At 62.5% G+C, this 19615-nt stretch carries 14 protein-coding genes; 7 read left to right on the top strand and 7 right to left on the bottom strand.

Going from position 1 to position 19615, the window contains the following annotated elements; all coding sequences use genetic code 11:
- Positions 1–166: 166 nt before the first annotated feature.
- From glnL to OKW29_RS28410, 3 genes are all read left to right on the top strand, one after another.
- Positions 167–1309 carry a nitrogen regulation protein NR(II) gene (gene glnL, locus OKW29_RS28420; protein WP_429293432.1) on the top strand — a complete coding sequence of 381 codons (1143 nt, stop codon included), beginning with the start codon at positions 167–169 and terminating at the stop codon, positions 1307–1309.
- 36 nt (positions 1310–1345) lie between these two features.
- A complete protein-coding gene (gene ntrC / locus OKW29_RS28415; RefSeq protein WP_429293431.1) occupies positions 1346–2884 on the top strand; it encodes a nitrogen regulation protein NR(I) in 1539 nt (512 codons plus the stop codon).
- Between the two features lie 153 nt (positions 2885–3037).
- Positions 3038–5155: a prolyl oligopeptidase family serine peptidase gene (locus tag OKW29_RS28410; protein ID WP_429293430.1), complete on the top strand. Its 2118-nt coding sequence runs from the start codon at positions 3038–3040 to the stop codon at positions 5153–5155.
- Positions 5156–5206: 51 nt separating this feature from the next.
- Here OKW29_RS28410 and xth read toward each other — a convergent pair whose 3' ends face one another.
- The 7 genes from xth to OKW29_RS28375 form a co-directional block, all read right to left on the bottom strand.
- Entirely contained in the window at positions 5207–5983 is a 777-nt protein-coding gene (gene xth / locus OKW29_RS28405; RefSeq protein ID WP_090800854.1) for an exodeoxyribonuclease III, read from the bottom strand.
- A 323-nt stretch (positions 5984–6306) separates the two neighbouring features.
- Entirely contained in the window at positions 6307–7326 is a 1020-nt protein-coding gene (locus tag OKW29_RS28400; protein WP_429293429.1) for an ABC transporter ATP-binding protein, read from the bottom strand.
- Positions 7323–8324, bottom strand: coding sequence for an ABC transporter ATP-binding protein (locus tag OKW29_RS28395; RefSeq protein WP_429293428.1), 1002 nt, complete (start codon positions 8322–8324; stop codon positions 7323–7325). Before OKW29_RS28395 ends, OKW29_RS28400 begins: the two co-directional genes overlap by 4 nt.
- Position 8325: 1 nt before the next feature.
- Positions 8326–9198 carry an ABC transporter permease gene (locus OKW29_RS28390; protein WP_429294958.1) on the bottom strand — a complete coding sequence of 291 codons (873 nt, stop codon included), beginning with the start codon at positions 9196–9198 and terminating at the stop codon, positions 8326–8328.
- A gap of 79 nt (positions 9199–9277) precedes the next feature.
- Positions 9278–10213 carry an ABC transporter permease subunit gene (locus OKW29_RS28385; RefSeq protein WP_184022273.1) on the bottom strand — a complete coding sequence of 312 codons (936 nt, stop codon included), beginning with the start codon at positions 10211–10213 and terminating at the stop codon, positions 9278–9280.
- 17 nt (positions 10214–10230) lie between these two features.
- Positions 10231–11847: a peptide ABC transporter substrate-binding protein gene (locus OKW29_RS28380; RefSeq protein WP_429293427.1), complete on the bottom strand. Its 1617-nt coding sequence runs from the start codon at positions 11845–11847 to the stop codon at positions 10231–10233.
- 130 nt (positions 11848–11977) lie between these two features.
- A complete protein-coding gene (locus OKW29_RS28375) occupies positions 11978–14668 on the bottom strand; it encodes a TonB-dependent receptor plug domain-containing protein (protein WP_429293426.1) in 2691 nt (896 codons plus the stop codon).
- 1075 nt (positions 14669–15743) lie between these two features.
- Here OKW29_RS28375 and OKW29_RS28370 point away from each other — a divergent pair.
- From OKW29_RS28370 to OKW29_RS28355, 4 genes are all read left to right on the top strand, one after another.
- Positions 15744–16355, top strand: coding sequence for a MotA/TolQ/ExbB proton channel family protein (locus tag OKW29_RS28370; protein ID WP_018417496.1), 612 nt, complete (start codon positions 15744–15746; stop codon positions 16353–16355).
- 24 nt (positions 16356–16379) lie between these two features.
- Positions 16380–16799, top strand: coding sequence for an ExbD/TolR family protein (locus tag OKW29_RS28365; RefSeq protein WP_121320625.1), 420 nt, complete (start codon positions 16380–16382; stop codon positions 16797–16799).
- On the top strand, positions 16796–17539 hold the full coding sequence (locus OKW29_RS28360; RefSeq protein ID WP_429293425.1) for an energy transducer TonB: 744 nt from the start codon (positions 16796–16798) through the stop codon (positions 17537–17539). Before OKW29_RS28365 ends, OKW29_RS28360 begins: the two co-directional genes overlap by 4 nt.
- 175 nt (positions 17540–17714) lie before the next feature.
- Positions 17715–19613 (top strand): extracellular solute-binding protein, encoded by a 1899-nt coding sequence (locus OKW29_RS28355; RefSeq protein ID WP_429294957.1) that lies wholly within the window; start codon positions 17715–17717, stop codon positions 19611–19613.
- Positions 19614–19615: the final 2 nt, after the last annotated feature.

Below are 19615 nucleotides of genomic sequence, written 5' to 3'. Positions count from 1 at the left end.
GCGCTTTGCCCGACGCTCGCGATCGGTCACGAAGGGACGGCGGCGCCGTCCCTTTTTCGTTAGGCCGCACGCATGGCCGGCCGCGCGCGGGCAACACGGCATTCGGTGAAGCACAATAAAGCAGCACTCCTGATTTATCACCATCTCCTACCGGCCAGACTGCAAGATGGTTCTCAAGAATCTGATCAAGGCAAGGAAAGGACACGAACAGACGCTGTCGGACGACATGCAGCTCGTGAGTTCTGGCTTGCTGCCAGGCTTCGAGGCGCTGCCGACCGTCTTGCTGGTGCTCGAGAAGCGCACGCTGCGCGTCGCGTTCGCGAATCCGTCGGCGGAGTCGATGCTGGAGTTGTCTCGCAAGCAACTCACGCAGATGGCGTGGCCGGACATCTTCTCGAACGCGGACGAACTGGTCGCGACGATCACCGCGATCGCCGCGCACCGTTTTCACGCGACGCATCTGGACGCCGTGCTCGAGCGTCCCGGCCATGAGCCGCTGCACGTGCATGCGATCGTCGGTTTTCTGGAAAGCGCGCAGGACTACGTGTCGCTCGAACTGTTCGAGAACGAGCGGCATCTGCGCACCGACCGCGAAGAGCGCATCAACGACCTGACGGCCGTCAACAAGCATCTGATCCGCAATCTCGCGCACGAAATCAAGAATCCGCTGGGCGGGATTCGCGGCGCCGCGCAACTGCTCGAGTTCGAACTCGGCGAACGTCAGCGCGACGAGTTGCGCGAGTACACCCAGGTCATCATCAAGGAGTCGGACCGTCTGCAGACGCTGGTCGACCGCTTGCTCGAACCGCACCGGCATCCGCATATCGTCGGCGACGTGAATGTTCACGAGGTGTGCGAGCGCGTGCGTCAGGTGATTCTCGCGGAGTTTCCGCGCGGCCTGACGATCGAGCGCGACTACGACGTCAGCGTGCCGGATCTGCGCGGCGACAAGGAGCAACTGATCCAGGCGCTGCTGAACATCGTGCGCAATGCGGCCGAGGCGTTGCGCGAGCGGATCTCGCAGGGCGATGCGCGCATCGAATTGCGCACGCGCATCGCGCGCAAGGTCACGATTTCAAAACGCCTGTGCAAGCTGGCATTGGACTTGCATATCATCGACAACGGCCCAGGCATTCCCGAAGAGATTCGCGACCGCATTTTCTATCCGCTCGTGTCGGGGCGCGAGGACGGCAGCGGTCTCGGTCTCACGCTAGCGCAGACCTTCGTGCAGCAGCACGAAGGTCTGATCGAGGTGGACAGCCGGCCGGGCCATACCGAGTTTCAGATTCTGCTGCCGCTCGATCTCTAGATAACACAAGCACCTCAAGACTTCTGACCGACCTATATGAAGCCGATCTGGATAGTAGACGACGATCAATCAATTCGCTGGGTGCTCGAGAAAGCGCTGGCGCGCGAGAACTTCGCGACGCGCAGCTTCGCGAACGTGCGCGAAGCGTCGGCCGCGCTCGATCACGACAGCCCGCAGGTGCTGGTCTCCGATATCCGCATGCCTGGCGGCTCCGGGCTGGAGTTGCTGCAAACCGTACGCGACAAGGTGCCGGGCTTGCCGGTCATCATCATGACCGCGTTCTCGGATCTCGATAGCGCGGTCGCCGCATTCCAGGGCGGCGCGTTCGAGTATCTGGCGAAGCCGTTCGACGTCGACAAGGCCGTCGAGCTGATTCGCCGCGCGGTCGACGAAAGCATGCGCGGCGAGCAGACGTGGGACGACCGCGTCGCCGAAGCGCCCGAGATGCTCGGCCAGGCGCCCGCGATGCAGGACATGTTTCGCGCGATCGGCCGCCTGTCGCATTCGGCGGCCACCGTGCTCATTACCGGCGAATCAGGCACCGGGAAGGAACTGGTCGCGCGTGCGTTGCACCGACATAGCCCACGCGCGAACGGCCCCTTCATCGCGTTGAACACGGCCGCGATTCCGAAGGATTTGCTGGAGTCCGAACTGTTCGGTCATGAGCGCGGGGCGTTCACCGGCGCGCAGGCGATGCGCCAGGGACGCTTCGAGCAGGCCGAGAACGGCACGCTGTTTCTCGACGAAATCGGCGACATGCCGTTCGATCTGCAGACGCGTTTGTTGCGCGTGCTGTCGGACGGGCAGTTCTATCGCGTGGGCGGCCACAATCCGTTGCGCGCGAATGTGCGGGTGATCGCGGCGACGCACCAGAATCTCGAATCGCGCGTGCGGCAGGGACTGTTTCGCGAGGACCTGTATCACCGTCTGAACGTGATCCGTCTGCGCTTGCCCGCGTTGCGCGAGCGCAACGAGGATATCCCGCTGCTGACGCGGCATTTCCTGCAAAAGAGTGCGCGCGATCTCGGCGTCGAACCGAAGCGCGTGTCCGAGGAGGCGGTCGCGTATCTCGCGTCGCTGCCGTTTCCGGGCAACGTGCGGCAACTCGAGAACCTCGCGAACTGGCTCACGGTGATGGCGCCCGCGCAGACGATCGAAACCAAGGATCTGCCGCCCGATCTCGGTCCCGCGCACGGCGCCGGGAGCGAGCCTGGTGGGGGCGCCGCTGCCGGCGCGACGACGGATGGCACCGTGGCGACCCATGCGGGAATCGCGGGCGGCGTGCCGCTCGCTGCCACGAACGGCGGCGCGCTCGTGCATCCGGGTGGGGCGGCCGGTGCGTCGGTCGCCACCGCGCTGAGCGCATGGGAAGGTGGCTTGCGCACCGAAGTCGCGCGCATGCTGCGCGAAAACGCGGCCGACGTGATGGACGAACTCGCGCGCCGCTTCGAAGCGGCCGTGATCCGCGAGGCGCTCGACTTCACGCGCGGCCGCAAGGTCGAGGCGGCCGAGCGGCTCGGCATCGGGCGCAATACGATTACGCGCAAGATTCAGGAGCTCAATCTGGAGCCTTGACACGCTCGTTCTGAGCGATGCTGCATGGCAGGCGGGGGCGGCTCAGGCCGCCTTCGTCGTTGTTGCATCGCGCCCCGCGGCAAACCCCCGCGGCAAACCGTCAACCACCGCGCACGAGGCATAATCAACGCTGTTCCGATCCAACAGCCGACGATGCCAGCTTCTTCAGCTTCTCCCGCCCCGTTCGGGTGGCCGCTTTCCCCCGATCCTTTCCTGTCGCTCGAAGAGCTGTACGACGCTGACGCACTCGCATGGGTCGACGCGCAGAATGCGCGCACCCGCGTGGCGTGGTGCAGCGGCGAGTCGTTCGACTCGCTCAGACGGCGGCTCGCCGATGCCTATCTGCCGCGCGAGCGTCCGGTGATTCCGGATCGCTGGAAGGACTGGGCCTACGATTTGTGGCAGGACGAGCGCAATCCGCGCGGTATCTGGCGACGCACCGTGTGGGCCGCATGGCGCAACGGCGCGCCGGTGTGGCAGAACCTGCTCGACTTCGACGCGCTCGGCGCAGCCGACGGCACGCCGTGGGTCTGCGTCGATCTCGATATCCTTTATCCGGACGGCGACCGCGCGCTGATCACGATGTCGCCGGGCGGTTCGGATGCGCTCGTCGTGCGCGAGTTCGATCTCGACGCGCGGCGTTTCGTCGACGATGGCTTCGCGATTGCGAAGGCGGGCAAGCACACGGTGTCGTGGATCGATCACGATACGCTGTACGTCGGCTGGGACAATGGGCGCAAGACGCTGACGCGCTCCGGTTATCCGCGCGACGTGCGGCGCTGGACCCGCGGTACGGCGCTCGCCGATGCGCCCGTCGTGTTTCGCGGCGAGTTTGGCGACATCGGCGTGGAGGCGCATTACGATCCGGTCGATCGCCGGCATACGGTGACGAGCAGCGTCGATTTTTTCGATTCGCACACGTATTACCTCGACGACGCTAGCGACGCCTGGCATCGTTACGAAGTGCCGTCGCACGTCGCGGTGGGGGCGTGGCAGGGCTGGCTGTTGCTCGAGCCGCGGCTCGATTGGGAGTGCGAGTGGGACGGCAATCTCGCACGCTATCCGGGTGGCGCGCTGCTCGCGATTCGCGAGGACGCGTTTCTGCGCGGCGAGCGCGACGTGACGCCGCTCTTCACGCCGACGCCGCTTACCTCGGCCTGCGAGTGGTCGCATACGCGCCATCATCTGATCGTGTCGTATCTCGACGACGTGCGCGGCAAGACGCTGATCTGGACGCCGTCGCAGCGCGAGGACGGCACCTGGCAGTGGCGTGAGCGCGTGTTCGCGTCGCGCGGCGATGCGCAGGTCGACGTGTCGCCGGTCGAGTCGACACTGAACGACGAAGTGTTCGTCGACACCGACGATTATCTGCAACCGCCCGCCTACTGGCTCTCCGATCTCGCGTTCGAGGAGCCTGGCGAATGGGAGTTGCTCGATCGTTGGCCGACGCAGTTCGACGCGACGCGCGTTGCGGTGACGCGCGGACATGCGGTATCGGCCGATGGCACGCGCGTACCCTACACGGTGATTGGGCCGAAGGAAGCGCAGTCATCGCCGGGCGATGAAAGCCCGCCGCGCCCATGTCTGCTGAGCGGCTACGGCGGCTTCGCGATTCCGCTGCTGCCGAGCTATCTGACGGGGCAGGGCATCGGCTGGCTCGAACGCGGCGGCGTGTACGTGGTCGCGCATATTCGCGGCGGCGGCGAGTTCGGTACGCGCTGGCACACGGCGGCGCAAGGCGAGCATCGCCAGCGTGCGTTCGATGATTTCATCGCGGTCGCCGAGGCGCTGATCGCGACCGGCGTGACGAGCGCCGCGCAGCTCGGCATTCAGGGCGGCAGCAACGGCGGTTTGCTCGTGGCCGCCTGCATGGTGCAGCGGCCGCAGCTATTCGGCGCGGTCGTCTGCGAGGTGCCGTTGCTCGATATGAGCCGCTATCACCTGCTGCATGCGGGCGCCTCGTGGATCGACGAGTACGGCGACCCCGACGAACCCGATGAAGCGCGTGCGCTCGCCGCGTATTCGCCGTATCACAACCTCGCGGCGGGTGTCGCGTATCCGCCGGTGCTATTCACGACGTCGACCGCCGACGATCGCGTGCATCCCGGCCATGCGCGCAAAATGGCCGCGCGCATGCAGGCGCTGGGCGCGCAGCACGTGTGGTATCGGGAGAATACGGAAGGCGGCCACGGCGGCTCCGATGAGCTGGAGCAGGCCGAGCATGATGCGATGGTGTTCGGGTTCTTGTGGGGTGTGCTGGGCGGCGCTTGAAGCAATAGGGACGCGAGGCAGCGCTGCCTCGTTTCGTCGCCGTATTCCGGATCAGCCCAGCTGCGCGAACACTGGCGCGTGATCCGACGGCTGCTCCCACTTGCGCGGCACCTTGTCGATGTCGCACGCCGAGCAGATGTCGGCCAATGCCTTCGACAGCAGGATGTGATCGATGCGCAGTCCCGCGTTGCGACGGAACGCCATCATCCGGTAGTCCCACCACGAATAGATTTTTTCCTGCTGCTCGAACTGGCGGAACGCGTCGAGCAGGCCGAGGCCGATCAGCCGCACGAACGCCGCGCGTTCCTCGGGCGACACCAGATTCTGACCTTCCCATGCCTTCGGATCGTGCACGTCGCGATCGTCGGGCGCGATGTTGTAGTCGCCGAGCAAGGCGAGCTTCGGATGCAGCGTCATCTCTGTTGCGAGCCAGTCGTGCAGCGCGTCGAGCCAGCGCAGCTTGTACGCGAACTTGTCGGTGCCGGGCGCCTGGCCGTTGGGGAAATACGCGGAGATGATGCGCACGCCGTCGATGGTTGCCGCGATCACGCGCTGCTGCGGGTCCTCGAAACCGGGGATGTTGCGCACGATGCTGCTTTCGTCGACGTTCAAACCTTCGCGCACCAGAATGCCGACACCGTTATAGGTTTTCTGACCCGCGTACCAGCTTCGATAGCCGACCGCCTCGAGTTCGGCGCGCGGAAACTTTTCGTCGGGAAGCTTCAGTTCCTGCAGGCACAGCACGTCGGTGCCGCTGCTCGCGAGCCAGTCGATGACGTGTTGCTGGCGGACTTTGAGGGAGTTGACGTTCCAGGTGGCGATTTTCATCGGTTGCACAAGCTGTTGATTTTCAATAAATATTTGACTTGATGTGGTCCTGATATACGTATCGATATACCATTTCACGAGTGGTGTTCCGTTACTCGGGAGTCACACGCCATGCCAGTCCGGCGTCGCAGCCTATATGATACGGCCTGTCACGCCGGGGGGCGCGGGTTCGAGTCCCGTCCACTCCGCCAGACAAAGCCCGTTCATGGGAACTTGAACGGGCTTTTTGCTTTTGGCCCATCACCAGGCCATCAGTTCGGGCCGGTCGAGCGTGGGCTTTCGCCGCTGTCCCGGTTGTTGAACTCGCGCCCATGAAACAGGCGCTATTCGGTAGGAACGGGAACCCGGATGCACGCAACCCGCCGTCCATCACCTTGCCGGGAAACCGCTTGCGGTTGCGCATCGCCGCATGCGTCGATCGCGGCGGGGCAGCGCGTGCGGAACGCGCATCCCGACGGCGGTTGCAAGGGCGACGGAATCTCGCCTTGAAGCAGCAGATGCCGTCGCGCGCGCTCGACGGTCGGGTCGGGAACCGGTACGGCCGACAGCAATGCACGGGTATAGGGATGCGCAGGTGCCGCGTACACCGCGCGTTTTTCGCCGAACTCTATCACGCGCCCCATATACATCACCATCACGCGATGGCTGATTGCTTTCACCACGGCCAGATCGTGCGCGACGAACAGCAGCGACAACGACAGTTCGCGTTGCAAGTCGCGCAATAGATTAACGATTTGCGCTTGAATCGACACGTCGAGCGCGGACACCGGTTCATCGCAGATCACGAGTTGCGGCTCGCTGATCAATGCCCGTGCAATTCCGACGCGCTGACATTGCCCGCCCGAAAACTCATGCGGATAGCGCCGCAGATGCTGCGCATTCAGGCCGACGCGTTCGAGGATGGTCAGCACGCGAGCGCGCACATCGGCGCGCGCGACATCGGGCCGATGCGTGATCAACGGCTCCGCGACGATCTGCTCGATCGTCATGCGCGGATCGAGCGACGCCAGCGGGTCCTGAAAGATCATCTGCACGTCGCGCCGCAAGATGCCGAGATCGCGCTTCGCGCCTTGCACGGTTTCGACGCCATGAAGCTTGACGCTGCCGCCCGACGCAGGCGCAAGACCGACGATCGCGCGCGCGAGCGTGGACTTGCCGCAACCGGATTCACCCACCAGCCCGACGGTTTCGCCGCGCCGTACATCGAACGACACGCCGTCGACAGCGCGCAGCGTGGCCTTGCCGGACCACGGTAATTTGCCGCGCGGCACGCTGAAATGCACCTTCAGTTCGTTCACCGACAGCAGCGGTTCGGTACTGTTGCAAGCGGAATGCTGGTTCATCGAACGGCCCCCAGAATGGCTGGAACCGGACGGTGGCACGCGCGCAATGCACCCGCCAGATCGCTACGCGCGTCGAGCGAGGGCACTGTGGTGCGGCAAGTATCGTCTGCAAACGAACAACGCGGTGCGAACGCGCAGCCCGCGCCGATTTGCCCCGGCAAAGGCGGATTGCCCGGAATGGTTTGCAACGGGCGGTCGTCGTCGTCGGTGATGCGCGGCAGCGCGTTCAGCAGGCCAATCGTGTACGGATGGGTCGGCGCGGCGAACAGCGCGCGCGCGTCTGCCTGCTCGACCGTGCGCCCTGCGTACATCACCATCACGGTATCGCACAAACCGGCGACCACGCCCATGTCGTGCGTGATGAGGACGATTGCCGTGCCGCGCTCGCGATTCAGTTCGCGCAGCAATTCGATGATTTGCGCCTGAACGGTGACGTCGAGCGCGGTAGTCGGTTCGTCTGCAATCAAAATTTCCGGTTCGGACAGCAACGCCATCGCAATCATCACGCGCTGCCGCATACCACCGGAAAACTCATGCGGATACATGCCGATGCGGCGTGCGGCATCGGGAATCCGCACCGTGTCGAGCACCTCGATGGCACGCCGACGCGCTTCGCGACGCGACAGCTTCTTGTGCAATTGCAGCGATTCCGTCATCTGCCGTTCAATGGTCAAAAACGGATTGAGCGCCGTCATCGGGTCCTGAAACACCATGCCGATCCGGTTGCCGCGAATCCTGTTCAGCGCTGCGTTGTTCATCGTCAGCAGATCGCCGCCGTCTTCGCCACGATACAGTGCGGTGCCCGACACGCTGCCGTTCGACGACAGCAAACCGAGCAGCGCCATCACGGTCTGACTCTTGCCCGACCCCGATTCGCCGACGATGCCCAGCGTGCTGCCCGCGTCGAGCGAAAACGACACGCGTTGGACCGCATCGACCGGCGGTCCTTCGCGGCGCGTGAAGCGCACACTCAGGTCCTTCACTTCGAGTAGCGCCATGTCAATGATCCTTGGGGTCGAGAGCGTCGCGCAGACCGTCGCCGACGAAGTTCACGCAATAAAGCGTCACGCACAGCATGACGGCTGGGCAGAGCAGCAGCCACGGCATCGATTCGAGTTTTTGGGCACCGTCTTCGATCAGCACGCCCCAACTCGTCATCGGCTCCTGGACGCCGAGTCCGAGAAACGACAGCACCGATTCCGTCAGCACGATCGACGGCACTGTGACCGTGGCATACACCACCACCACGCCGATCAGGTTCGGCACGATATGCCGCGCGATGATGGCGCGGGTGCTGACGCCAGTCGCACGCGCCGCGTCGACGAATTCGCGCGAACGCAGCGACAGCGTCTGACCGCGCACCACGCGCGCCATATCGAGCCACGAAAACGCGCTGATGGTCAGCACGACCAGATAGAATGCGCGGCCGAACAGCGTCATCATCATGATCGCGATCAGCATGTACGGAATCGCGTACATCACGTCGACGACGCGCATCATAACGGCATCGACGCGTCCGCCCATGAAGCCGGCTGTCGCGCCCCACGCGACGCCGATCAGTCCGGACACCAGCGTGCCGAGCAACCCGACTTCGAGCGATACGCGCCCGCCCACCAGCGTGCGCGCGAGCAGGTCGCGACCGAGTTCGTCGGTACCGAACAGATGCATGCCGAGCCACGACGGCGGCAGACTGATCGATCCCCAGTCGCTGTCGACCGGATTGTTGGGCAGAGACAGCGGCCCCGCAAAGCATGCGACGACGATCAGCAGCAGGATTACGAGACTTGCAAATGCCGCGCGATTACGCAAAAAGCGCATACCGGCAATCGCGAACGGTCCGCGCGAAGCCTTCGTGACGATGCCGCCGGACATACAGCCGCCTGCGGACGCCGCATCGGCCGGCGGCGCGACGAACGCACGCGCGGCCAGGTTGAATCGACGAATCTTCATGTCAGTACCGGATGCGCGGATCGAGCCATGCGTAAGCAAGATCGACCAGCAGATTGAACAGGACCGCGAATGCCGTAATCAATGCGACCAGACCGAGCACCAGCGTGTAGTCGCGATTGATCGCGCCGTTCACGACCAGTTGCCCGAGACCGGGCAGCGCGAATACGGATTCGGTGACGACCGCGGCGGTGATCGACGAAATGCACAGCGAGCCGAGTAGCGATACGACCGGCATCAGCGCCGGTTTCAGCGCATGACGCAAGACGATGGTGCGGCCGGCCAGACCTTTCGCGCGCGCGGTCCGAATGAAATTGCCGGACAGCACTTCGATCATGCTGCCGCGCATCACGCGCGCAATCGTCGATACGTTGATGATCACGAGCAGTACGATCGGCAATACGCGGTAGTGCCAGTCGCCGTCACCCCAACCGCCAGCGGGCAGCAGACCATGCTCGCCGCGCTTGATCAGGATCGCGAAGACCCACACCAGCACGGGGCCGAGGATGAATGGCGGCACCACACCGCCCAGATTGCCGAGCAACATCACGCCATAGTCGATCACGCCATTGCGGCGCACCGCCGCAACCGTGCCGAGCGCCACACCGATCACCAGCGCGATCGGCACCGAAATGCCGCCGACGCCGAGGCTGACCGGTAGGGCTTTCCACACCAGTTCGCTGACCGACCAGTCCGTGTAACGGAACGACGCGCCGAGATCGCCGTGCAGCAGCGAGTCGATGTACAGCAAATACTGCTTCCACAGCGGCTGATCGATGTGGTATTTCGCGTCGAGATTGGCAAGCACGGCCGCCGACAGATGCTTCTCCGAATCGAACGGGCCGCCGGGCGTCAGGTGCAGCAGCAGGTAGCACGCGGTGATCACGGCGAGAATCGTCGGGATCGCCCATAACGCGCGGCGCAATGTATAAGCCAGCATGGCAAGGCTCCTTGCGCTCAGTGCTTGATGATGTACATGTCCTGCGACTGCCGCTGATCGACGTAGTTGGTCGGCGAATAGCCGCCCACATACGATTTCACGAGCCGCACCGCCGAGTACTGGAACATCGGAATCAGCGGATAGTCGTTCATCGCGATGTCGTGCGCCTGCGTTAGCATCGCGGTGCGCTTCGCTTCGTCCATCTGCTGGTTCGCCTGATCGATCAACGCATCGACCTTCGGATTGCAGTAGTGCTGGTCGTTCTGCACGCTGTTGCAGCGGATCAGATCGAAGAACGACATCGCGTCGTTGTAGTCGACGAACCAGCCGTCGCGCGACGCCTGCACCTTGCCGTCGTGGCGCATTTTCAGCAGCACGCGGTTCTCGACGTTTTCGAGCTTTACGTTGACGCCGAGCTTGGTGCGCCATTCCGACGTCGTGAATAGCGCGACCTTCTTGTGCAGGTCGTTGGTGTTGTATGTCAGCGTGAACGTCAACGGCTTTGCAGCGGAATAGCCCGCCTGTTTCAGCAGGTCTCGCGCGGTTTCGATGCGCTTCGCCATCGGCCACGCGGCCCAGTCGGGCTGGAATTGCGCCGCGCCTTGCGTGCCTTTTGCAATCAGGCCGTACAGCGGCAACTCGCCGCTTGCGGTCAGTTTGGACGTCAGCAGGTTGCGGTCGATCACCATGGACAGCGCCTCGCGCACGCGCTTGTCCCTGAAGGCCGGGTCGGCGTTGTTCAGCGAGTAGTAGTAGGTGGCGATAAACATCCCGGTCTTCAGTTCGGAGCCGAACTGCTTGCTGACCTGGTTATAGATGCCGGACGGAATCGAATATGTGTAATCAAACTGGCCGGCCTGATACATCCGCATTGCCGTTTCGTCGCTTTCGATCGGCAGATAGGTGACTTTCGTGATCGCGACCTTGCTCGCATCCCAGTACTTGTCGTTCTTCACCATCACGAGACGGTTGCCCGGTTGCCAGTCGCTCAACGCATACGCACCGTCGCTGACCATGTGGCCGGGACGGGTCCATTCGTCGCCGTACTTCGCGACCGTCGCGCGGTTCACCGGCGCCATCGTCGACATTGCGGTCAGTTGGGGAAAGAACGCGGTCGGGTCTTCGGTCTTGACCTCTACCGTGTACGGATCGACCGCGCGCACGCCGAGACTCGCGAGCGGCGCCTTGCCCGCCAGAATCGCCTTCGCGTTCTTCACGAACTCGACCAGGATCGTGTATTTCGAGCCGGTCTTCGGATCGACCACGCGTTGCCATGAATAGACGAAATCGGCGGCCGTGACCGGCTCGCCGTTACTCCAGCGCGCGTCGTGGCGCAGCTTGAAGATCCATGTATCGGGCGCGCTGCGGCTCCACGATTGCGCGACGCCCGGCACGACCGCACCGTCGGCGGCGATTCGCGTCAAGCCTTCGAACAGGTCGAGGCCGATGGTATTAGCGGCCCAGGATTCGATATGCGCGGGGTCGATCGATTCTGCCTCGACGGGTGTTTGCCGCGTGAGTTCCTGGGTGGCTGCGAGCGTGACGCCGGGCGGGATCGTCACGGCGTGGGCGGGAGAGAGAAGGGCGAGCGCCGACGCGGCCAACGCCGCCCGAGTGGCGTGAATCGGTTTCATTGCGTATTTCAAGTGGCATCCGAATAGCAAAAAAGCTGGCGGTGCGCGAGGCACCGCCGCCAATCCTCTTCAACAACGAAGAAGAGGCAAGAGGAGACCTACGGTCCTGCGATAAAGCCCGCTGCGACGATCAGAAGCGGTAGGTCGCACCGATCTGGAAGAAGCGGCCCAGATTCGTGTACAGCGACTGGTCGTAGCCGGTGATGTCCGGCGTTGATTGCCACTCCACGTCGAACGGCGGCGTCCTGTCGAAGATGTTCTGGATGCCACCATAGATCGTCCAGTTCTTGAAGCCGCGATACGTCATCATCAGGTTGAACTGGCTATACGACGCCACCGAACCCGTGCCACCGTCGCCGAACTCGGCTGCCACTGCGTTGGTGTACGGACCCGTGTACTGCCAGCTCAGCGTCGTGGTCATCTTGCGGTAATCCCACGTCAGGCTCGTGTTGCCCTTCCAGCGGGGATTCGACGCACCGAACGGTTGCAGCAGCGCGAGGTTGTTACCCGCAAAGTCTTGCGTTGCAGCGCCCGGGCTGTTCAGCTTGAAGTGCCACACGTACGCCCAGTCGCCCGACAGCGTGAACGTGCCGTACTTCGTGCCGACCGACTTGCGGAAGTTCATGTCGAAGCCGTCGGTATCCAGCGAGCCGAGGTTGATGAACTGTTGCGAGATGTAGCGGATCGTGCCGTCAGGATTGCGCACGACCCTCGACGGGTCGTTGGCATCCAGCACGGCATTCGGATCGTCGGTACCGATCACGCCGTCGATATGAATCTTGTAGAACGCTGCACCGATATCGGTCGACGCATCCGGCGACAGTTGGAAGCCGATGTTGTAGTTCTTGGTGTGCTCCGGTTGGAGGTTCGGATTGCCGTTGATCTGTTCCGTCGTGAAGTGCTTGGTCGGCACGCCGCTCGGGTCGTTCGGATCGACGAGGTTCTGGTGAGCCAGGTAGGTTGCCTGCGAGTTTTCGATCAGCGTCGGCGCGCGGAAACCACGGCTGTACGACGCGTACGTCGTCAGCATCTGGACCGGTTGGAAGCGCAGTGCGAAGTTCGGCGAGAACGCGCCGCCGAAGTCGCTATAGTGGTCGTAGCGGCCCGCTTGCGTGAACGTCAGGTTGTGGATGATCGGAATATCGATCTGGTAATACACAGCCGCGATGTTGCGTTCGCCGTCGACGGACTGAACGTTCGCCGGCACGACGATCCCTTGCGACGAGTACGTGCGCGGGTTGATCAGCGAGCTTTCGTGACGGAATTCCGTACCGAAACCGATGCCGACCGGGCCAGCCGGCAGGTTGAACAGATTGCCGGTCGAGGTCTTCGCCGTCACGCTGTCGAGCTTCGAGATCGCCTGCTGGTAGTCGTTCTGGAACAGGCCGTTCAGACCGTTCGGCGTCGATGCCGGGTTCGCGAAGTTGTAGCCGCCGTTCGGGCCGAGGAGGTTTTCAAGCGCGGCCGTGTTGATCATGTTCGAGTACGTCGTGTCGACCGTGCTCTGCGAATGACCATAGTCCACCGACCAGTCCCAGTCGCCGGCCTTCGGCGTGGTGAACGAACCTTTCACGCCCGTCGAGGCCTTCCAGAACGTCGATGCCGTGTCTGCGCGCTGCGCAATGCCCGGGAAGGTCAGGTTGATCGGCGTATCGACACCGTACGGGTTGTACGGATTCAGCGCCGACACCGTGCGGTCGAGTTGCGACACCGAGCCGGTCACTGGATTGAACACGTTCGACACGCTGCTGATGGCCGGGCTGCCGAAGTACTGGACCGTCTCGTTGCGGCTCGCCCACAAGTCGGCGTAAGCCTGTATGTCGTCGTTGATCTTGAAGGTGCCACGCACCTTCGCGTTCAGACGCGTCGTCTGTGGAATCAGCGAGTACGTGTTCGCGTTCTTGTACACGCACGATGCGCCCGCCGCGTTAGTGCTGCCCGGAGGGCATGGGCTCAACGCGGCGGTCGAGCCGTCCGGCAGTTGCCAGAATGACTGCTGGTTCGGACCCAGAGGACCCGCCGACCCACCTGGGTACTGGCTGAAGTCTTCGTTTTTGGTCATGTCGCGCTGGTCGAGCGTCGAACCGGAATCGCGATAGTAGCTGGCGGCTGCCGTCACGTTGAAACGATCCGAGTTCAGGTCGCCGAAGCCGCCGAGCACGCTGAAGTTGCCCTGAGCGTTACCCGGATGCTGTGCCTTGCCGAGCTGCCCGTCGACCTGAAGACCCTGGAAGTTCTTTTTCGTGATGATGTTGACCACGCCGGCAATCGCGTCGGAACCGTATGCGGACACGGCGCCCGTCTTCACGATTTCGATGTGATCGACGATGTTCAGCGGGATCGTGTTGACGTCGAAGAACGTGTCGGTGAAGTTCACCGCCTGTGCGTAGTTCGCGACGCGTTGGCCGTCGACCAGCACCAGCGTGTACTTCTCGGACAGACCGCGCAATGCGATCCCCGAGCCGCCCGGCGCCGTGCCGTTCATCGTGGTGGAACCCCAACTGGACGCGGAGTTGGCAGACATGCCGCGCAGGAAGTCGGCCACGGTCGTGTAGCCGCTTTGCTGGATATCCCTTGCTGTAACGGTCTGGACTTCGACGTTGCCGGTCTTGTCCGATGTGCGGATCAGCGAACCGGTGACTTCTACTTTTTCGAGCTTGCTGACGGCGGGGGGAGTCGCCGCTGGCGTGCTTGCGGCCGTCGGAACGGCCGCTGTATCAGGTTGGCTTTGTGCGTGTGCCAGCGGGACGAACGCCGCTGTCAACACCAGCTCGGCTCCGATGATTCTTTTGATGGCTGAGGCCAATCGCTTTTGTTTCACTTGCGCTCCTTCTTGTTGTTAAGGCCACTTCCGTTGAACGATCACGCAAACGCAGGCGCGAGTTGCGCGTGCGATGCAGTGCGTTGACGTCAGCGAGTTCTTCGCTGTCCGGCGCATCCCCGCGCCGTCCCGCACATCCCGTCCAGGGTGCGTCGCCGATCGTGTCGGACGCGCGCGCCTTGGTCTTGAAGCGAGCGCAGCAAGAGCACGAGATATGCCATGTGTGAGGTCGCGGACCGTCGGAAAGGCCTTGAGCGGCCTCCGCAAATGCATCGAAGCGATTGATTTGCTTAGGAATTCAGAGTTACGAAAAATTGTGTCGCGCGGGTAGTGCCTGGAAATAAGGCATTCCTCGCGCGTAACAGAACGCAGGAAAGTTTCCATTAGAAAAAAATAAAGTTAGACGGCTTATTTTAATTACCATTTGGTGCAGCTTACGCACCGTAAGAATGCTTAATTACAGAATTGGTGCATTAAATAAAAAATGATCCATGGCAATTAAATTCCCTAATTCTGGGCGATTAATGTGCCGTTGAAATGAACGGTAATAAGTGTAAGAAAGCGATTCTGTAAGGTTGCTTCGCGCTACGCGTAGGCATTTGTGGGTGGTAGCTGGTCTTCAATTGGTGCCTATCGCCATACTAAATCGAAAGTAATATGAAAGGTATATGTAATGAAATTGTCTATAGGCATTCTGAGATTGCACCAAAACGCTTCAAGTGCGACTTTTCGCACCATTTCTGCAATAGAGAATTAAAGGCTTTGGCAGAATCAGTCTTGGAAAACGGACTTACTCTAATTACAAAAATCAATTTGTTTTGCTATATGCGTGCGCGAGCGCCACGCAAGCCGCGGGCATGCGAGATCTTTGTCGCGCTCGGCAAGTCCATGAAATAAAAGGCAAAGCGTCCCGTGTAAGGACTGGCGACGTTCGTTACGGAGAAACCAGTCGCCTGACCTGGTACGGGCTTTGCATAGATGGCGGGCCTTTAGCCGGCGACTCACAAGGCAGCCGGCATCTCGAAACCTACCGTTATTCAACGGCCGCTTGAGCCTGTACTAACCGGAGTCCGCAGTGCTGAATACCCTCATTAACTACTCGATCCAGTCGATGGGTCTGATCCCTCTCCTCGCGTTCATCTTCCTGCTCGGCATCGCGATCATCATCGAACGATTCATGTTCTTCTCGCGTGCCGTGCGTGCCGGCAGGACCCTCGAACATGACCTGAAACTCGTCGATGCAGCCAATCCCGACGATGCCGCCAAAGTGGCCGAGCACTACAAGCAGACCGTGCAAGGCGAACTCGTGAAGTCGGCGATGAAAGTGAAGGGCAAGAGCGAAGCCGTGGTCGAACGCGAGATCGAGGAAACGATCATGTTCCAGTTGCCGCGTCTCGACCGTAACCTGTGGATTCTCGATACGGCCGTGACGCTCGGCCCGTTGCTGGGTCTACTTGGCACGATCATCGGCATGGTCGAATCGTTCAACGTGCTCGGCACCAGCGGCACCGCGAACCCGAACGGTGTGACGGGCGGCATCGGTCACGCGCTGACGGCCACTGCGTGCGGCCTGACCATCGCGATCATCTGCGTGATCTTCCTGAACTACTTCAACAAGCGTATCCGGATGACGGTCAACCAGTTCGACCTCATCAAGTCGCTGCTCGTATCGCGCTTCGCAGTCTGACGCCGGCACTCAAGGAGACGGACCATGCGAAACCATCGCAGCCATTACCTCGGCGGTGAAGAGAAAGCGCGCATTGAGATCATCCCGATGATCGACATCATGATGTTCCTGCTGGTGTTTTTCATGCTCGCGACGCTGAAGATGATCCAGGGCGCAGGCATCAAGCTCGACCTGCCGCAATCGAGCACCGCCGAGCAGTTGCAGCAGACCATCAAGGTATCGATCGGCGTGACGAAGACGGATGAAATCTATCTGGATTCGAAGCCCGTGACGCCTGACGAACTGACCGCGCGTCTGCAAGGTCTGGTTCACGACTCGAAGAAAGTAGATGTCGCGATTGCCGGCGACGAAGGCACGAGCTACAAGAATATCGTCAAGGTGATGGACCTGGTGCGCGCGGCGGGCATCAGTTCGGTTGCATTGGCCACGAACCCGACGACATGAGTTCACCGGCCATCGACATGAAAGATCCGCAAAACCGCCTTGACGGTGCACTCTGGGCATCGACGACGCCGGCGCATCACGGTCGCATGCCCATGAAGCTGGCGATCGGCGTTGCGGTGCTGGTCGAGGCGCTGGTGATTCTGGGCGTGTCGCACATGAAGTTCCAGCCGCCGCCGCCTCCGCCGCCGAAGGAGATGCGCGTGCAGATTGCGCCGCCGCCTCCGCCACCGCCGCCGCCCGAGGTGAAGAAGCTGGAGCCGCCGCCGGCGCCGCCCAAAGCGCAGCCGAAGCACGAAATACCGAAGCCGACCCCGACGCCGCCGCCGCCGCGACCGACGCCGCAGCCGGTGATCCAGCCCACGGCGAATCCGGCTCCGAACGCTCCGGCGATCGCCTCGCCGACGCCTGCGCCGGCACCCGCTCCGGCACCGGCCGCGCCGCCGGCGCCGCCCGCGCTGCATGGCGTGGTGGACGGCCGCGGTCATTGCCAGTCGGTGCAGCCGGTGATTCCGCGCAAGGCATTGACGGACGGTATTTCGGCGGACGTGATCGCGCATCTGACGATCGGTACGGACGGCAATGTCAGCGACGTGAAGATCATGCGCGTCACGCCGCCGACGTCGGTGTTCAACGAAGCCGTGATTGCCGCAGGCAAGGCGTACAAGTGCGAGAAGAATGCCGAGCCGTATGTCGGCGAAGTTCAGTTCTCGTTCAAGACCACACCGTCCGACGACGAGTAACCACGACGAGTAACGACGACGAATAAGCTCAGCTTCGACGCGAACTTCCGGCCTTCGCAATTTACCCATCCGGCCTTCAACCCGGAACCGCGCGAGCGGTGGCTACCCGCCGCCGCCCGCGCGGTTTCGAAGCATCGCGCATCGGCTACGAGCCGATTGCGTCCAGACACGCATGATGACAACCGACAGGTTTCGAGGCCCGCGCGCGCGCGTCGTTAAGATGCTCGCGGCGCAGGTTGCGGTGACGCTCGTCGCGGGCCTGCTGGTCGTGCCGTTGACGACGGCGCCCGCGTTCGCGAGGGCGTCGATCGCGCAATACGACGCGCCGAAGTATCCGTCCGGGTTCACGCATTTCGATTACGCCGACCCGAATGCGCCGACCGACGGCACGCTGGTTTTCCAGAACTACGACGAAGCGCAAAGCTACGATTCGCTGAATCCTTTCCTGACACGTGGTGCGCCGGCGCCGGACATCCTGCATCTGATGTTCGATACGCTGATGCAGCGCAGCTGGGACGAACTCGCGTCGGAATACGCATTGATCGCCGACGACGTCGAGGTGGCGCCGGATGGCAAATCAGCGGTGTTTCATATCGACCCGCGAGCGCGCTTTTCGAACGGCGATCCGATCACCGCCGACGACGTCAAGTATTCGTTCGATACGCTGACCAGCCCGCAGGCATCGCCGGTGTTCAACTCGCAGTTCGCGGTGATCAGCCGCGCCACGGTGCTCGACCCGTCGCGGGTGCGCTTCGACTTCAGGCACGTGGAACGCGACGCGCCGTTGATCGCAGGCGACCTGCCGGTTTTCTCGCGCAAGTGGGCAATGCAAGCCAACGGCACGCGCATCGCGTTCGATCAGTTGACCAACGTGCCGCCGGTGTCGAGCGGCCCGTATCTGATCGAGCAGCGCAAGAACGACACGCAGATCGTCTACCGTCGCAATCCGGCTTACTGGGCCGCAAATTTGCCGTCGCGGCGCGGCATGTACCATTTCGCGCGCGTCGCGTTCAAGCTCTATCACGATCATTACACGCAGCTCGAGTCGCTGAAAGCGCTCGATACCGACGTGATGGTCGAATACAGTTCGATGCAATGGGCGCGCCGTTATATCGGCAAGAACTTCGAGAACGGCGCGTTGCAGCGCAGACTCTTTCCGGATCACGGCGCGCAGATGCAGGGGCTGATGTTCAACACGCGCAGGCCGATGTTTTCGGATGTGCGGGTGCGGCATGCCCTTGCACTCGCGTTCGACTACGACTGGCTGAACCGGATGACCTTCTACGGCCAGTACCGGCGCACCAACAGCTACTTCGACGATAGCCCGTTCGCCGCGCAAGGCGTGCCGACCGATGCCGAACTCGCGCTGCTCGACCCGTATCGCGCGAGTTTGCCGGCGGCCGTGTTCGGTCCAATGGTCAGGCAGGCCGACACGATTGCGCCGCACACGTTGCGCGAGAACCTGCGCGAAGCGCGCGGCCTGCTCGCCGAAGCGGGTTGGACGGTGCGCGCCGGCCAGTTGCGCGACGCGCACGGCAACCCGATGTCGATCGAAATCATCGACGATCAGCCTGGCATGGATCGCGTACTGCTGGCGTATATGCGCAACCTGCAACTGCTCGGCATCGACGCGCATATGCGCGAGATAGATAGTGCGTTGTATCAGAAGCGGATCGACAACTTCGAGTTCGATATGACGACGTTCGTCTATCTGCGCGTGACGATTCCCGGTTCAGAACTGGAGCGTCGTTTCAGCAGCGCATCGGCATCGCAGGTCGGCTCGGAGAACTATCCGGGCGTGAGGTCGCCGGCGGTCGATGCGCTGGTGCGCGCGGTGATGCGCGCGAGCACGCTGAACGAACTCGAAACCGCGACCCATGCGCTCGACCGCGTGCTGATCAACGGCTATTACCTGGTGCCCGAATATTTCGCGCCGGATACGCGGATCGCGTACAAAAGCGCGCTCGGCTACCCGTCGGTGACGCCGGTCAGTTTCCAGGGCGAGGACTGGATCGTCAGCTACTGGTATCGCAAGCCGCCGTCCGCTGCGGCCAATACCGCCGAGGCGAAGTGAGG

Source organism: Paraburkholderia sp. CI3, assembly GCF_050436505.1.
GTDB classification, from domain to species: Bacteria; Pseudomonadota; Gammaproteobacteria; order Burkholderiales; family Burkholderiaceae; genus Paraburkholderia; species Paraburkholderia tuberum.
Note: the sequence above shows the minus strand (reverse complement) of the source record. Positions and strands in the feature narration are given on the sequence as shown.